General features: G+C 75.1%; 13 protein-coding genes. 10 read left to right on the forward strand and 3 right to left on the reverse strand.

The genetic code is table 11. From position 1 onward, the window contains the following. Positions 1 to 70: 70 nt before the first annotated feature. From AB0G63_RS25265 to AB0G63_RS25305, 9 genes are all read left to right on the forward strand, one after another. The gene (locus AB0G63_RS25265; RefSeq protein WP_360754303.1) at positions 71 to 2,458 is read left to right on the forward strand and encodes a SpoIIE family protein phosphatase; all 2,388 of its coding nucleotides are present in this window, start codon (positions 71 to 73) and stop codon (positions 2,456 to 2,458) included. A gap of 158 nt (positions 2,459 to 2,616) precedes the next feature. After that, positions 2,617 to 3,174, forward strand: coding sequence for a DNA starvation/stationary phase protection protein (locus AB0G63_RS25270; protein ID WP_360754256.1), 558 nt, complete (start codon positions 2,617 to 2,619; stop codon positions 3,172 to 3,174). Positions 3,175 to 3,291: 117 nt separating this feature from the next. Then, on the forward strand, positions 3,292 to 3,462 hold the full coding sequence (locus AB0G63_RS25275) for a hydrophobic protein (protein WP_324789575.1): 171 nt from the start codon (positions 3,292 to 3,294) through the stop codon (positions 3,460 to 3,462). Positions 3,463 to 3,757: 295 nt separating this feature from the next. Next, on the forward strand, positions 3,758 to 4,648 hold the full coding sequence (locus AB0G63_RS25280; protein ID WP_360754259.1) for an oxygenase MpaB family protein: 891 nt from the start codon (positions 3,758 to 3,760) through the stop codon (positions 4,646 to 4,648). Between the two features lie 102 nt (positions 4,649 to 4,750). After that, complete coding sequence (locus tag AB0G63_RS25285) at positions 4,751 to 5,257, forward strand: SRPBCC family protein (RefSeq protein ID WP_360754262.1); 507 nt, start codon at positions 4,751 to 4,753, stop codon at positions 5,255 to 5,257. Beyond that, the gene (locus AB0G63_RS25290) at positions 5,250 to 6,881 is read left to right on the forward strand and encodes an NAD(P)/FAD-dependent oxidoreductase (protein WP_360754264.1); all 1,632 of its coding nucleotides are present in this window, start codon (positions 5,250 to 5,252) and stop codon (positions 6,879 to 6,881) included. Before AB0G63_RS25285 ends, AB0G63_RS25290 begins: the two co-directional genes overlap by 8 nt. A gap of 84 nt (positions 6,882 to 6,965) precedes the next feature. Next, positions 6,966 to 7,421, forward strand: coding sequence for a hypothetical protein (locus tag AB0G63_RS25295; RefSeq protein ID WP_360754267.1), 456 nt, complete (start codon positions 6,966 to 6,968; stop codon positions 7,419 to 7,421). A 24-nt stretch (positions 7,422 to 7,445) separates the two neighbouring features. Then, entirely contained in the window at positions 7,446 to 8,318 is an 873-nt protein-coding gene (locus tag AB0G63_RS25300) for a short-chain dehydrogenase/reductase (protein ID WP_360754268.1), read from the forward strand. Between the two features lie 216 nt (positions 8,319 to 8,534). Beyond that, complete coding sequence (locus AB0G63_RS25305; RefSeq protein WP_360754270.1) at positions 8,535 to 10,751, forward strand: serine/threonine-protein kinase; 2,217 nt, start codon at positions 8,535 to 8,537, stop codon at positions 10,749 to 10,751. Between the two features lie 26 nt (positions 10,752 to 10,777). Here AB0G63_RS25305 and AB0G63_RS25310 read toward each other — a convergent pair whose 3' ends face one another. Next, positions 10,778 to 11,389, reverse strand: a complete 612-nt coding sequence (locus AB0G63_RS25310; protein WP_360754273.1) for a DUF4097 family beta strand repeat-containing protein — start codon at positions 11,387 to 11,389, stop codon at positions 10,778 to 10,780. Positions 11,390 to 11,712: 323 nt separating this feature from the next. Between AB0G63_RS25310 and AB0G63_RS25315 the strand changes: the two genes are divergently transcribed. After that, entirely contained in the window at positions 11,713 to 12,636 is a 924-nt protein-coding gene (locus AB0G63_RS25315) for an SGNH/GDSL hydrolase family protein (protein ID WP_360754276.1), read from the forward strand. Between the two features lie 47 nt (positions 12,637 to 12,683). On the opposite strand, the gene AB0G63_RS25320 is transcribed toward AB0G63_RS25315, so the two are convergent. Beyond that, positions 12,684 to 13,283 carry a phosphatase PAP2 family protein gene (locus AB0G63_RS25320; protein ID WP_360754279.1) on the reverse strand — a complete coding sequence of 200 codons (600 nt, stop codon included), beginning with the start codon at positions 13,281 to 13,283 and terminating at the stop codon, positions 12,684 to 12,686. Continuing rightward, complete coding sequence (locus AB0G63_RS25325; protein WP_360754282.1) at positions 13,276 to 14,655, reverse strand: diacylglycerol kinase family protein; 1,380 nt, start codon at positions 14,653 to 14,655, stop codon at positions 13,276 to 13,278. The genes AB0G63_RS25320 and AB0G63_RS25325 overlap by 8 nt, the downstream gene beginning before the upstream one ends. Positions 14,656 to 14,916 lie beyond the last annotated feature (261 nt).

Consider the following 14,916-nt stretch of genomic DNA (forward strand, 5'->3'; position numbering starts at 1 on the left):
GGAGGGCACCGGAGTCCCGCCGGGTGAAGCGCCCGGTGACGAAGCGGCGGGCCTCGGCCTGCTCGCCGCGGTGCCCGCCGCCCGCGACGGCGGCGCCCCGGAGGACGCGGACGGCCGGGCCACGCCGGTGGGACGGCTCGCGGCGACCGTGCAGCGGCTGCGCCGCGAGGTGCGGGAGGCCCAGGCGGAGGCGGACGGGCGTGCCCTGATCGAACTGGCCAAGGGCATCCTCGTCGAGCGGCTGGGGTGCGGGCCGGCGCAGGCGGCGCGGCAACTGGCCGAACTGACCGAGCAGGCGGGCGTCACGCCGCTGGAGTTCGCGGTGGAGGTCATCAACCAGGCCTCGCGGGACAAGCTGTCCGAGGTGACGACCGCGTTCATCGCGGCCACGTCGGACCGTGCCGGGGACGACGCGCAGGGCGGTGAGTCCTCCGCCGTGCGGCTGCGGGCCGCCGAGAGCGGTGCGCTGGCCGCCGACGACGCCCAGGCGGTGGCCGACTCGCTGCTGGAGCACGCCCTGACACCGCTCGGCGCGGTGGCGGTGGCGATCTGGGCGCTGGGCGCCGACGGCTCCCTCACCCTTGCGGGCAGCGCCGGGTTCTCCGTCGCGGAGGCGGGACGCTGGCGGTACGTGCCGCCGGGCGTGGCGACCGTGGCCCGGCGCGGGCTGGGCGAGCGGTCCGGGCAGTGGATCGGCTGCCTGTCCGAGACCGGCCTGCCCTCGGTCGGCCAGCACCACCACCCCGACGGCGGCCGGGTCGCCGTACCGGCGAGCAACGGCGGCCGGATCCACGGTGTGCTGGAGATCGTCTGGCCCACGCCGCTGGAGCCGCAGCCGCCGCAGATCGTCCGTCAGGTCGAGGCGCTGGCCGAGCTGTGCGCGCACACGCTGGAGAACCACGCCCTGCACCGCCCGGACGACGATCCGACGCCGCGCCCGCTGCCCGACGTCGCGGAGCTGACGGCCCTGGCCGACGGGCTGCACGACCCGGCCCTGGTGCTGGTGCCGCACCTGGACCCCGCCGGGGAACTGGTCGACTTCCGCATCCACCACGTCAACAGCCGCTTCCTGGACCCGGCCGGCCGGCCGCGCGGTGTGGTCAACGGCGCCCTGCTGCTGGAGGCGTACCCGATGGCCGCCGGCGAGAGCGAGCTGTTCGAGCAGGTCGAACGGGTCTACGCCACGGGCGAGCCGTTCCGTGCCCACCGCATGCGGCTCACCGCCCTGGTGGACGACGTCCCGCTGGCGGCGGTCGCCGACATCAACATCAGCCGCCACGGCGGCAGCGTCCTGCTGCTCTGGCGCATAGAGGACGAGACGGCGCGTCTGGCGAGCCTGCTGCAGCACGCCCAGCGCCTCGGCCGCATCGGCGGCTTCGAGGAGAACCTGCTCACCGGCGAGATCACCTGGAACGGGCAGCTCTACAGCCTCTACGGCAGGCCCGCCACCAGCGGCCCGGTACCGCTGGAGGACCTGCCCGCGCACGCCCACCCGGACGACGCCGTGGCCATCGGCAGGTTCCTGCGCACCCTGGTGAACCACCGCCAGGCGGCGTCCACGGCGTTCCGGCTGCAGCGGCCCGACGGGGTGACCCGGCACATCCGGGTGGTGGCCGAGCCGGTCCTGGACTCCGACGGCCGGCTGTTCGTCGTACGGGGCGCCTACCAGGACATCTCCGCACACCACTGGACGGAGGTGGCGCTGGCCGCCACCCGCGACCAGCTCGCGCACAGCGAGCAGCAGGCGAGCGAACGCAACCGGCTCGCGCTTCAGTTGCAGCACGCCATCATGCCGCCGGCGCAGGCCCCGCTGGAGGCTCCCGGCCTGCGCGTGGCCGTGCGCTACCGGCCGGCCGAGACGCAGCAACTGGTCGGCGGCGACTGGTACGACGCGGTCGTGCTGCCGTCCGGGCTGGTGCTGCTGTGCGTGGGAGACGTCGCCGGGCACGGCATCGAGGCGGCCACCAGCATGGTCGTCCTGCGCAACGCCCTGCGCGGGCTGGCCGTGACGGGCGCCGGGCCGGGCCAGCTGCTGTGCTGGCTCAACATGGTGGCCCACCACCTGACCGGCGCCGTCACGGCGACGGCGGTCTGCGGCCTGTACGACCCCGCGCGGCGCACCCTGCGCTGGGCCAGGGCGGGCCATCTGCCGCCCGTCCTGGTGCGCGGCACCGACGCGGCGGCGCTGCCCCTGCTCAAGGGCCTGCTGCTCGGCGTCCTGCCGGAGGCCACGTACGAGGAGCACGAGGTCCAGCTGGCCGTCGACGACACGCTGCTGATGTACACGGACGGTCTGATCGAACGCCGTGACCGTTCCGTGGAGGAGTCGCTGGCCCAGCTCCTCACGGCCGCGCGCACGGTCCCGCCCACCCTGGACCAGCAGCTGGACCGGCTGCTGACCTACAGCAGGTCCGACACCGACGACGACACCTGCATCGTGGGGGTGCGGGTGGCGTAGCCGGCGCCGGCACGGCGCGCGGGCCGGCGGCGGGCGTCACCTGACCGGGCTCCGTCGTGCTGGTCCGATCAGTGCACGAGCGCCACGTCACAGGTCTGCCGCCGCGGAGGCGGGGCACCAGAACTCCTGTCTCACCCCACGGAGAAGGAGATGTGAACATGGCGAAGGACCTCACTCCCAAGTACACGGTGCCGGGCATCGAGCGCGAGGCGGCCGGTCGGCTCATCGACGTCCTCCGCCTGCGGCTGCACGCCCTGAACGACCTCCACCTCACCCTGAAGCACGTCCACTGGAACGTGGTGGGGCCGCACTTCATCGCCGTGCACCAGATGGTCGACCCGCAGGTCGACCGGGTGCGCGACATGGCCGACGACGTCGCCGAGCGCATCGCCGCCCTGGGCGGGGTGGCACAGGGCACACCCGGGTCCCTGGTCAAGGAGCGCACCTGGGACGACTACTCCATCGGCCGCGAGGAGGCCATCGCGCACCTCGGCGCGCTGGACGTCGTGTACACGGGCCTGATCGAGGACCTGCGTTCCGCGATCAAGGTCGTCGGGGAGATCGACCCGGCGACGGAGGACCTGCTCATCGAGCAGGTGCGGGACCTGGAGCAGTTCCAGTGGTTCGTCCGGGCGCACCTGGAGAACGCCGGCGGTTCGCTGACGACGGCTCGGGCCGGCACCGAGGCGGAGGCCGCCAGGGCCGCCAAGTCCTGACGTCGTCCGGGAATGCACGGCGTCTTCGAATTCCCGGCCGTGACCGAAACAAACAGCCGGAATTCGAGGCGTGAACCGGATTTCCCCGGGCACCAGAAGTCTCGGAGGTTGATAATCATGGTTCCCCTGCTTCTCGTTCTTCTGCTGGCCCTGATTCTTTTCGGCGCGGGATTCGCGCTCAAGGCCCTGTGGTGGATCGCCGTCGTGGTGCTCGTGGTGTGGCTGCTGGGCTTCGTGCTGCGGAGCGCGGAGACGGGCGGCCGACGGAGTCGCTGGTACCGCTGGTAGAACAGAACACGGCATATGAGCGGGTCCCGTGGGCACAAGGCCGACGGGACCCGCTCGCTATTTCCCGAAAAGGCCGTGCTCCGGCCGTGCTCCGGCCGTGCTCCGACTGTTCTCCGACCGCGCTCCGGCCCTTCTCCGACCGTGCTCTTTCGGGGGAGAATTGGCCGTGCGCCTTACCGGCCGTGTCCGGCGGCGTCGTGGGCGGCCGCATCCGTCCGCCCGGGCGGCGCGGAACAATGGAGTCCGGCGGCCGGTCCGGCGCCGCGTCGCCGTCGAGCAGGCAGGAGGCCCGGCCTTGCGGGAACTCATCGGATCCGGCGCGGCAGGTCTGCGCCGGCAATTGGGCAACGGCCTGTTCGCCCGCGTGGCCGGCCCGGACGGCCCCCGCAACCGCGAACGTATCCACCACACTCCCGGCCCGCGCTGGTTCGGGCCCGAGCGCCCGGTCCGCCGGGTGCACGGCGACGCCTCGATGTTCATCGGCGGGCTGTCCGCACTGCTGCTGCAGTCCCTGCACCCGCTCGCCATGGCTGCCGTGGCCGCCCACTCGGGCTACCGCGGGGACCCCTGGGGCCGGCTGCAGCGGACGAGCACCTTCCTGGCGGTGACCACCTACGGGACCGCGGCGCACGCGCAGGAGGCCTGCGAGCAGGTCCGGGCGGTGCACGAGCGGGTGCGCGGCGTGACCCCGGAGGGCGAGGCGTACCACGCCGCCGATCCCCGTCTGCTGGGCTGGGTCCACGCCGCCGAGGTCGACAGCTTCCTGCGCGCGCACCAGCGCTACGGCGCGCGGCCCCTGTCCGCGTCCGGCTGCGACGGCTACGTCGCCGACACGGCACGGGTCGCGGCCGCGCTGGGGGTGACCGACCCGCCCACGACCCGGGCCGAGCTCGCGCGGGTGCTCGACGGCTACCGTCCGCAGCTGCGGGCCTCCGCGCAGGCGCGTCAGGCCGCCCGTTTCCTGCTCCTCGACCCGCCGGTCCCGCTCGCCGCGAGGCTGCCGTACGGCGTCCTGGCGGCGAACGCCGTGTCGCTGCTGCCGTCCTGGGCCGCCCGGGAGCTGCGTCTGCCCAGGCTGCCGGTGGTCGACGAGTGGTGCGTGCGGCCGCTCGGCAGCGCCGTCACCTCGGCGGTGCGGTGGGCGATGGCGCCCGCACGGCCCGCGACCGCCCCGGCCACCGGCTGACCGGGGGCGGAACGGGCGGACGGCCGGGGGAAGGGGATTCGTCCGCACCGCCCGGGGCACTCGGCCGCGACACATGCCGGAGGAGAGACCAGGGAGGCACCTGTGGCGGTGCGGCATCGACTGATCAAGGAGAGTCCGGCCACGGTGTGGTCCGTTCTCGCCGACCCCGAGCGGTATGCCGAGTGGGTGGTGGGCACGAGCGCGTCCCGCCCGCTCCGGGGGCGCTGGCCCGAGGTGGGCTCGGCGCTCGGCTACGAGGTGAACCTGGGTCCGGTGGTTCTGCGGAACGAGACGGTCGTCCGCGGCTGCCAGGAGGGATCCGCCGTAGAACTGGAGGCCCACGCGGGGTTCCTGGGCACCGCGCGGATCGCCATCGAGCTGCGGCCGTGGGGCGACGAGTGCCTCGTCGTCGTGGACGAGCATCCGCTGCGGGGTGCCGGCGGCGCCCTGCACAACTGGGCCGTCGAGGCGTTCATCCAGGTGCGCCATCGCGCCATGCTGGCCCGCCTCGCCAAGGTGTGCGAGGCCGAGCGCACCGTCGTGCCCGGCCGGCCCGGCCCGGCGGTGACCGGAGCGGTGCGGACGGCCGGGGCGGACGGTCATGCCTGATGCCGTGGTGATCGGGGCCGGCCCCAACGGGCTGGTGGCGGCGAACCTGCTGGCGGACGCCGGCTGGAGCGTCGAGGTGCTGGAGGAGCAGCCGGAGCCCGGCGGTGCGGTCCGGCACGACACGGGCGTCGACCCGGATTTCGTCAACGACCTGTTCAGCTCCTTCTACCCGCTGGCCGCCGCCTCTCCGATCCTCGCCGGGCTGCGGCTGCAGGACCACGGCCTGCGCTGGACGCACGCGCCCAGCGTGCTGGCCCACCCCTTCGACGACGGCAGCTGTGCCGTCCTCGATCGCCGGGTGGACGCCACGGCACGCTCGCTGGAGGCGTTCGCGCCCGGGGACGGCGACGCCTGGCGCGATCTGCACAAGGTGTGGGAGCGGGTGCGTCCGGATCTGCTGGACGCCCTGTTCACACCGTTCCCGCCGGTGCGGGCGGCGGCCCGGCTGGCGCTGCGGCTGCGGGCCGCGGGCGGGCTGCGGATGGCGCGCACCCTGGCGCTGCCGGTGCGGCGGATGGGCGAGGAGGAGTTCCGCGGCGAAGGAGGCCGGCTGCTGCTGGCCGGCAACGCGCTGCACGCCGACCTGGCGCCGGAGTCCACCGGCAGCGGGGGGTTCGGCTGGCTGATGTCGATGCTGGGCCAGACGTACGGCTTCCCGGTGCCGGTCGGCGGCTCCGGGGCGCTGACCGGCGCGCTGGTGCGACGGCTGGCGGCGCGCGGCGGGAACGTGCGGTGCGGGCAGCGTGTCAAGAGCGTCGTGGTGCGCGGCGGACGGGCCGTCGGCGTGCGCACCGCCGGCGGGGACACCGTCGCCGCCGGCCGTGCCGTCCTCGCCGACGTGCCGGTGCCCGCCCTGTACGGCGGGCTCGTCGACGCCGACCACCTGCCCGCCCAGCTCCTGGACGACCTGCGGCGCTTCCAGTGGGACTTCTCGACGTTCAAGGTGGACTGGGCGCTCGACGGCCCCGTCCCCTGGCAGGCGGAGCAGGCACGGCGGGCCGGCACCGTCCACCTGGCGGGCGGACTCGACGAGCTGACCCGGTTCGCCGCGCAGATCGCCCGGCACCGGGTACCGGACCGCCCCTTCCTGCTGTTCGGCCAGATGACCACCGCGGACGCCGCACGCTCGCCCCGGGGCACGGAGTCGGCCTGGGCCTACACCCACGTACCGCGCGACGTCCGGGCCGACGCCGGGCAGGAGGGCGTCACGGGCTCCTGGGACGCCCGCGAGCAGGAGGTCATGGCCGACCGCGTCGAACGCCAGGTGGAGCGCTTCGCCCCGGGCTTCCGCGGCCTGGTCCGCGCCCGGCGCGTCCTGGCCCCCACGACCCTGCAGTCCCTGGACGCCAACCTGGACGGCGGCGCCATCAACGGCGGCACCACCGCCGTCCACCAGCAGCTCGTCTTCCGTCCGGTGCCCGGCAGCGGGCGTCCCGAGACCCCGGTGAAGGGCCTGTACCTGGCCTCCGCCGGCGCCCACCCGGGCGGCGGCGTGCACGGAGCCTGCGGCGCCAACGCCGCGCACGCCGCGCTGCGCGCCTCCGGCCGTCTCGGCCTGGCCACGGCGCAGCGCCTGCTCACCCACCGCGACCGGACGGGCCGCAAACGTCCGGCCGCGCGCTGACGCCGGCCGCCCTGCCGGGCGGCCCACGGCGGGGGCGGAAAACAGACAGAGAAAACAGACAGACACGAGAGAACGGCACGAACCATGCACACCCCCCAGGACGGCCCCGACGCGGCGCACCGGCGTCCCGAGAACGTCGACGACGCGACGGTGGAAGCGCTCGGAGCCCTGTCAAAGGCGCTGGAGACCACGGAACGGGCCCGAGGCCGCCTGTACGACTTCCACCAGCTGACCGGCACCGCGGACCTGCAACTGGACCGCGCGGTCGCCCTGCTGCGCGAGGCCGGTCACCCGGAATGGGCGGAGAAGGTCCGCACCGAGATCATCGGACGCAACGTCATCCCCGGCCACTGGACCTTCCAGATCGTCGAGGCGTACGACAGGACCTACTACGAGGCATTCCGCGACCTCAACCGCGCCGTAGTCGAGGACCTCGCCGCAGGCCGCGACCACCTGTACGAGGCGGAGATGAAGGAGGGCCGCCGCACCGCCGGCGACCCGCACCACACCGCCCGGCCCGGCGTCACGCCCGGGACGTGACCCGCGCGGAGAGGTCCTTAAGCCATGCACGACAGCCTGTTGAGGGACCGCACCGCCGTGGTGACGGGAGCGGCACGGGGCCTGGGGGCGGCCCTGGCCGAGGAACTGGCCCGCCGGGGCGCCCGCCTGGCACTGCTCGGGCACGAGGGAACGCGTCTGGAAGCGCTGGCCGCCTCCCTGCCGACGGCGGCCATGGCGCTGGAGGTCGACGTGACGGACGCGGCGGCCCTCCGCGAGGCGGCCGGGCGGCTCCGCGCGGGGCTCGGCCGCCCGTCGGTCGTGGTGGCCAACGCGGGGATCGCCGAGGGCGGCCCCTTCGCCACGGCCGACCTCGCCCGGTGGCGGCGCGTGATCGACGTCAACCTGACGGGCAGCGCGTTCACCGCGCACGTCTTCCTGCCCGACCTGACGCACACCCGTGGCTACTACCTGCAGATCGCCTCGCTGGCCTCGATCGGCGCGGCCCCGCGGATGAGCGCCTACTGCGCCTCCAAGGCGGGCGTCGAGGCGTTCGCCCACGCGCTGCGCGCCGAGACCGCCCCGGACGGGATGGCCGTGGGCACGGCCTACCTCAACTGGATCGACATGGACATGGTCCGCGACGCGGAGCGGAACCCGGTGCTGCGCGAACTGCGCGCCCTGATGCCGCCGCCGGCCCGCCGCGTCAGCCCGGCCCCGGCCGCCGCCGCCCGGCTGGCCCGGGCCGTAGAACGCCGCAGCACCGCCGTCTACTTCCCCGCCTGGCTGCGGCTCGCACAGGGCGCGCGCACCGCCCTGCCGCCGCTCGTCCTGCGCCGGTCGCGCCTGGCGTCGCGGCGCCACGCCGGGGACGCCTTCCCCGCGACCGGCCTGCTCGGCGCCGGAGGCGCGGCCGACCGCGCGGCGGGCACCGGCTGACGGCTCGCCCGCCCCCGGACAGGCCGGCCGGAAAAGCCGGCCGGGCGGTGCCGCCTCTTTCCCCGCCCTGCCCCTCTACGCCTCCCCCAGCCGCGCCGGCGGGCCGCCGCGCCCTCGTCTGTTCGCCGAAGTCGCGTCGTACGCGGGCCAGTAGAGTGAGCGGTCCATGCCATACGAGGCCGACCGGACCCGGCCCGGGCCGGTGAAGGAGATGCGGTGACCCTGCGCGAGAACGATCCGCGGTCCGTCGGCAGGTACCGGATCGAGGCGCGGATCGGGACCGGCGGCATGGGCGTCGTCTACCTGGGCCGGTCGGCGTCGGGGCGGGCCGTCGCCGTCAAGGTCGTCCACGCCATGTACGCGGACAACGCCGAGTTCCGGGCCAGGTTCCGGCAGGAGATCGCGGCGGCGCGGCGGGTCAGCGGCGCGTTCACCGCGCCGGTCGTCGACGCCGACGCGGACGCGGAACGGCCGTGGATGGCGACGGCGTTCGTCCCCGGAGTCACCCTCGCCGACCGCGTCACCGGCTCCGGCCCCCTGGACTGGCCGTCGCTGCGCCGCCTGGGCACCGAACTCGCCGAGGCGCTGCGGGAGATCCACCGCGCGGAGGTCGTGCACCGGGACCTCAAACCGGGCAACGTGCTCCTGCTGGAGGGCGGCAGCGAGGACGGGGCGGTGCGGGTCATCGACTTCGGCATCTCGCGTGCCGCCAGCAGCGACGTGCGCACCCAGACCGGGATCGTGATGGGCTCGCCGCCGTTCATGGCGCCGGAGCAGTTCAGCCGCCCGCGCGAGGTCGGCCCGGCCGTGGACGTCTTCGCGCTGGGCGCCGTGCTGGTGTACGCGGCCACCGGACGCAGCCCGTTCGAGGCGGAGAACGCCTATCTCGCCGCGTACAACACGGTGCACAGCGAGCCCCGGCTGGACGGACTGCCGGAGCCGTTGCGGCCGTTGGTGTCCGCCTGTCTGGCGAAGGAACCGGAGCGGCGGCCCACGTCGGGCGAGGCCCTCGAGATGCTGACCGCCCTGCCGCCGCGGCTGCCGGGCCAGGACGACGGTGCCGGAGGGCCGGAGCCGGTCCGGGACCCCGCCCACGAACGCGGTGAAGAGCCCTCCCCCGGACCGGCGACCACGCCGACGGTGTCGCTGGTGCCACCGGCGTCCCCCGCGCCGCCCTCCACCGCGTCCGGGCAGCCGGGACGGCGACGGCACCGCGGGAAGCTGTGGGCCGCGCTCGCGGCGGCGGCCGTCCTGACGGCGGCCGGCACGCTGGTGGTCCGCAGCGACCACGCACCCGCGAGCGCGGCCCGAACGGGCGGCACGGCCGACGCGCGGGCGGCGTCCCGTGACGTTCCGGCCGGCTGGAAGCCGTGGCAGTACGACCCGCAGGCCGACGCCGACGAGAACTCCGGCGTCGGCGCCGCGTGCACGCCTGGCGCGCTCGGCGTCTTCTGCTCCTCCCCGCGGATCGCGCTGATGCGCCTCGACCCCGCCACGGGCCGCGTGGACTGGACGAAACCCATGGTCGGCGCCCAGCCCCACACCTTCTCGCTGAGCCGCCCCGTCGTCCACGACGGCGTGGTGTACGCGGCCGCCGCCGACCGCTCCGAGGGCGTCGACGCCTTCGACGCCAGGACCGGCAAGCGGCTGTGGCATCTGGACGGCCCGGTCGGCTCGTACGCGTACCTCAGCGGTGTCCTGCTGGTGCGGCTGGATCAGCTCGGGCCCTCCGACACCGCGCGCTATGCCGCCTACGAGCCGCGCACCGGCGAGGAGTTGTGGCGGCTGAAGCTGACGTCGGGCTCGGCGAACCCGTTCCACGCGGGATCGCGCGGGATCCTCTACGCCGACCTGCGCGGCGGCTCCGGCGGGATCGCCCGTCTCGACGCGCGCACCGGCCGGACGCTGCGCACGCTGAAGGCCCCGCAGGGCGACCTGTGGCTCGCCACGGTCCACGACGACACGGCCTACTACGCCCGTTGGGAAGGCGACACCGGGGCCTCCGCGGCCTTGTACGTGCAGGACCTCGGCGACGGCGCCACCCGCCGGATCGACTTCCCGTGGAGCGTGACACCGGAGGCCCCGCCGCTGGTGCACGGCGACGTCATGTACGTCTTCGACTACGACAACGAGACGCTGCTCGCCCTCGACCTGAAGCGCGGCAAGCCGCTGTGGACCAGTTCGCGCACCCTGCGGGTGTTCAGCGAACCGGCCGTCCACGGGGGCCGGTTGTACGTCCTGCTGCCGGACACCAGCGTGCTCGCCCTCGATCCGCGGACCGGCAAGGAGATCGGACGCACCGCTCCCGCCTTCGACACCGAGGGCCGTTCGTTCCAGGAGCTGTCGCCGAGCGAGGTGCCGCCGCTGAGGGTGGGCGGGGTGCTGTACGCGGTCGCCGAGCCGGGCGTCTTCTCGGTCGCCGACCCCCGCTGAACGGCCGGCCGCGCCCGCTTCTCTCCTCAGCCCCGGCGTGCGTCGACGTCGCCGTTGACCGTGGTCAGCGTCATGGTGCGGGCGCGGCCCGCGGCCCGCGTGGGGACGGCCACGACGGCGCGCCCGTTGCCGGTGTCCGCGGTCACCCGGTACGCGGGCGTGTCGTGCGGCACGGTGACGTCGACGGAGCCGTTGGTGGTCGCGCCGGTGACGTAGGACGGCGCGGTGGCGCAGGCCAGGACCACGTCGCCGTTGACGGTGCCGGCGTGCAGCCGGCCCGCCTCGAGGGCCGTCGCGCGCACCGAGCCGTTACGGGTGGCCAGCCGTACGGCGGCGTCCGCGCGTCCGGAACGGGTCACCATCACATCGCCGTTGACGGTCGTCAGGTCCAGCGCGGCGGCGACGCCGGAGACGTCGATGCCGGCGTTGCGGGCGGTGACCGTGACGCTCACCCCGCCGGGGACGTCCACCTCGGGCATGCGGGGGCACGGGGCGCCGTCCCGCCTCCGGCCGGCGCACGACAGGTCGAGCGTCCAGGTGCCGTCGTGGTGGGACCAGTGCCGGCGGGTGCGGTCGTCGACGGTGACCCGCCGACCGTCGGCGGCGCGCAGCCGCAGCCCGTCGTCGGTGGTGATCACCAGCCGTTTCCCCGCCCCCGCGAGGGCCGGTGTCCCGGCACTCCCCGGACCGCCGGATCCGGCACCGCCGGGTCCCTCGTGGTCGCCGCCACCGCATGCCGCGGCGAGGCACAGCACGGCCGGCACAACGCTCAGGCGCAGCAGCCGCCTTGTGGGATTCGCCTTCATGCACCATCGGGTGCCCCGGCCCGGCGGTGTCATGAGCGGCCGACTCGTTGCCGCACCCCTCTGGCCCACGGCTGCTACCCGCCGGTATACAAGGCCAGTCGAACAGGCGACGGCCATGCGGGACCTGCCCGCCGGCTCTCATCAGGAGGCCCTTCTTGAAGCGTGACACCCCATCAGCCGCACCCACGTCAGGCCGCCGCCGTGCCAGGGTCGCCGCGGCGGCGGCGAGCGGCTGCGCCCTCGTCCTGGTGCTCACCGCACCGGCGGCGGCGCACGGCCCCGGAACGGGCCGCGGCACGCACTACGTGTCCCTCGGCGACTCCTACACCTCCGGGCCGCTCATACCCCGGCAGGTGGACGCCAACTGCGCCCGCTCCGACCACAACTACCCCTCGCTCGTGGCGGCGCAGCGGACCGTGGCCGTCTTCGAGGACGTGAGCTGTGCGGGGGCGACCACCGAGGAGATGTGGAAACCGCAGGGCACCAACGGGCCCCAGCTCGACGCCGTGCGGCGGGACACCGACCTGGTGACGGTCCAGATCGGCGGCAACGACGTCGGGTTCGGCTCCATCATCGCCACCTGCGCCGGGCTGAGCGCCACCGACCTCACGGGCGACCCGTGCCGGCGTCACTACACCTCCTCCGGCACCGACCAGTTGACGCTGGCCGTGCTGGAGACGGCGCCGAAGGTGGCCCGGGTGCTCAGGGCCGTGCACGACCGGGCCCCGCATGCGCGCGTGCTCGTCGTCGGGTATCCCGACCTGCTGCCCGACGACGGCAGCGGCTGCTACCCCACCGTGCCGTTCGCGGCGAAGGACTTCGCCTACCTGAAGGACACCGAGAAGCGGCTCAACCTGATGCTGCGCCTGGTGGCCGGGCTGAACCGCGCCACCTATGTCGACACGTACGGGCCCACGGTCGGCCACGACATGTGCAAGTCCCCCGCGGACCGCTGGATCGAGCCCCTGCGGCCCACCTCACCGGCGGCCCCGGCCCACCCCAACGCCAAGGGCGAGGAGGCCATGGCGCAGGCGGTGCTGCAACGGCTGGACGGCGGGCACGGGGGACACGGGCACTGACGCACCGGCGCGCCGTGGGCCGGCGGCCGGGAGGCGGCCGGCCCGGGTCACCGGCCCGCGAGGTGCCGCCCGTGCACCTCGTGACGGGCGGCGGCGAGGACCACGGCCGCCGCCCCGGTGCCCAGGACGGCACCGGCGATGACGTCACCCGGATAGTGGACGCCGGTGTGGACACGGGAGTAGCCGACCGCGCAGGCCAGCAGGCCGAACGGCACCGCGACGACCGGGAACGCGGGCCCCACGGCCGCCGCGAAGGCGACGGCGGAGGCAGTGTGGCCCGACGGGAAGGACGCGGACGCCGGCATCGGCACGTGCCGCCCCGGGAACGGCGAGTCCTCGGCGCGGTGCGGTCGGCGCCTGCGCACCAGCCGCTTGCCGAGCAGGTTGGCCGTCGCCGAGGCGACGCCGACGGCCGCGAGCCCGAGCGCGGCGGCGCGGCGCGGCCGGCCGGGGAACAGCGCCATCGTGGCGGCGGCCACGAACGAGATCTTGGAGTGGTCGGCCGCCGCGGACAGCCGCCGCAGGGCGGAGTCGAGGGTGGGCGTCTCGGTGACCGTCACGGCCTCGTACAGCGCCTGGTCCAGGGCGCCGAGGTCGCGCAGCAGGCGGTGCCGTGCCCCGTGTGCCTGCGGGCGGCTGTCAGTCATCGGTCTGTTCCTGTTTCTTCCGGAGGGGCAGGGGGGTACGGCCGAGCGCGAGACGCACGACGCGGCGCCAGTCCACCGACGGTGCGACGTAGGGGGCGCCGGGACGGTGCCGGGGCACCCGTATCCGCAGCACGCCGGGCCGGATCGTGCACACCACGGGCGGGGGCAGGGTGAGCGCTTCGCCGTCGACGGCCACCGGTATCAGCTCGGCCTCGGCCTCGACGACCACGCGGCGCGCCGTCAGCGAGGTCACGCTGCTGGCCCGCTCACCGCGCAGGGCCAGTTCGGCGGCCTGCGCCGCGCTCTCGACGCAGACCGCGATCACACCGAGCCGGCCCCCGTCCAGCCGCGGCCTGCGCCCGCCGCCCAGTGGGTCGGCCCGCGCGTAGGGGTTGTTGCTCACCAGCAGCGTCTGCGGCACCTTCAGCCGCTCCTCGTCCGCCCGCACGTGCAGCACCGTGCCGGCCTCGCCGCCCAGCAGGTCGGGCAGCTGGCCGAGCGCGGTGGCCGCCTTGGCCTCCCGGTACTCGGGGCTCTGCACGATCTCCGCGTACGTCCCGAACGACACCGTGTTGACGAACGGCCGTCCGGCCACGTCGCCGAGGTCCACCCGCAGCTCCACCCCGTCCGTGAGGGCGTCCAGGCAGCGGGCCGGGTCCTCCCGGTCCAGGCCCAGGTCCATGGCGAAGTGGTTGCGGGTCCCGGCGGACACGACGAGGAACGGCAGACCGTGCTCGGCGGCCACCGCCGCCACCAGGGCCTGCGTACCGTCGCCGCCGGCCACGCCGAGCAGGTCCGCGCCCTCGGCCACCGCCTGCCGCGCCAGTGCCACCGGGTCCGGGTCGTCGTCGAGGTCGAGCAGGATCACCCGGGCGCCCAGTGCCTCCGCCCGCTCCACCAGCCGGAACCGGCCGACCTTGCCGTCACCCGACCGGGGGTTCATGATCAGCACCGGTCTGCGGGGCGGGCGGGCCGAGCGGGAGTGCATGCCGTGCGGTGTGCGCAGCCGGCGCAGCGCGCCGCGGGCGCAGGCCAGTGCGGCCACCCAGGCCAGGACCGCGCTGACGGCCACGACCCACAGTCCGGACACCGCGTACAGGACCAGCACGCCCACCGGTGAGGCCAGCGCCAGCACCGCGCCGAGCAGGCGCACCGGCCCGCGGTGTGCCAGCGCCCACCACAGGCCCGCACCGGCCAGCGCCAGTCCGGCCAGGCCGAGCAGCAGGATCAGCCACTGTCCCGCCCCGGCCACCACGGCCGCGACGGCGCCGGCCAGGCACAGCAGGGCGAGCCGGGCCAGCGCGCGCGCCGATGCCGCGTGCGTGCCGGAGCCGTCCGGCTCCGTCTCACTCGTCGTCCGGGTCGCGTTCATGATGCGTCGGACGGTCTCCCGCGCGTCGGCGGGCCGCGTGCGCGACGCCGCCGGTCTGTCCGCGTGGATCGGGTTCCGCCCTGCACCTCCCCATGGTCGTCGCCGGGCACCACGATCTCACGCGGCCCGGAGCGCCGGCACCACATCCCGCGCCACGGCTCCCGGCGCGCTCGCGCCGCCGAACGCGCGGATTCCCGGTACTGCCCGGGTCAAACGGCCGGGAGTACCGGGAATCCACAGGCCGCGGCCGGTCGACGCGAG

Source organism: Streptomyces sp. NPDC020996 (genome assembly GCF_040641355.1).
Classification (GTDB): domain Bacteria; phylum Actinomycetota; class Actinomycetes; order Streptomycetales; family Streptomycetaceae; genus Streptomyces.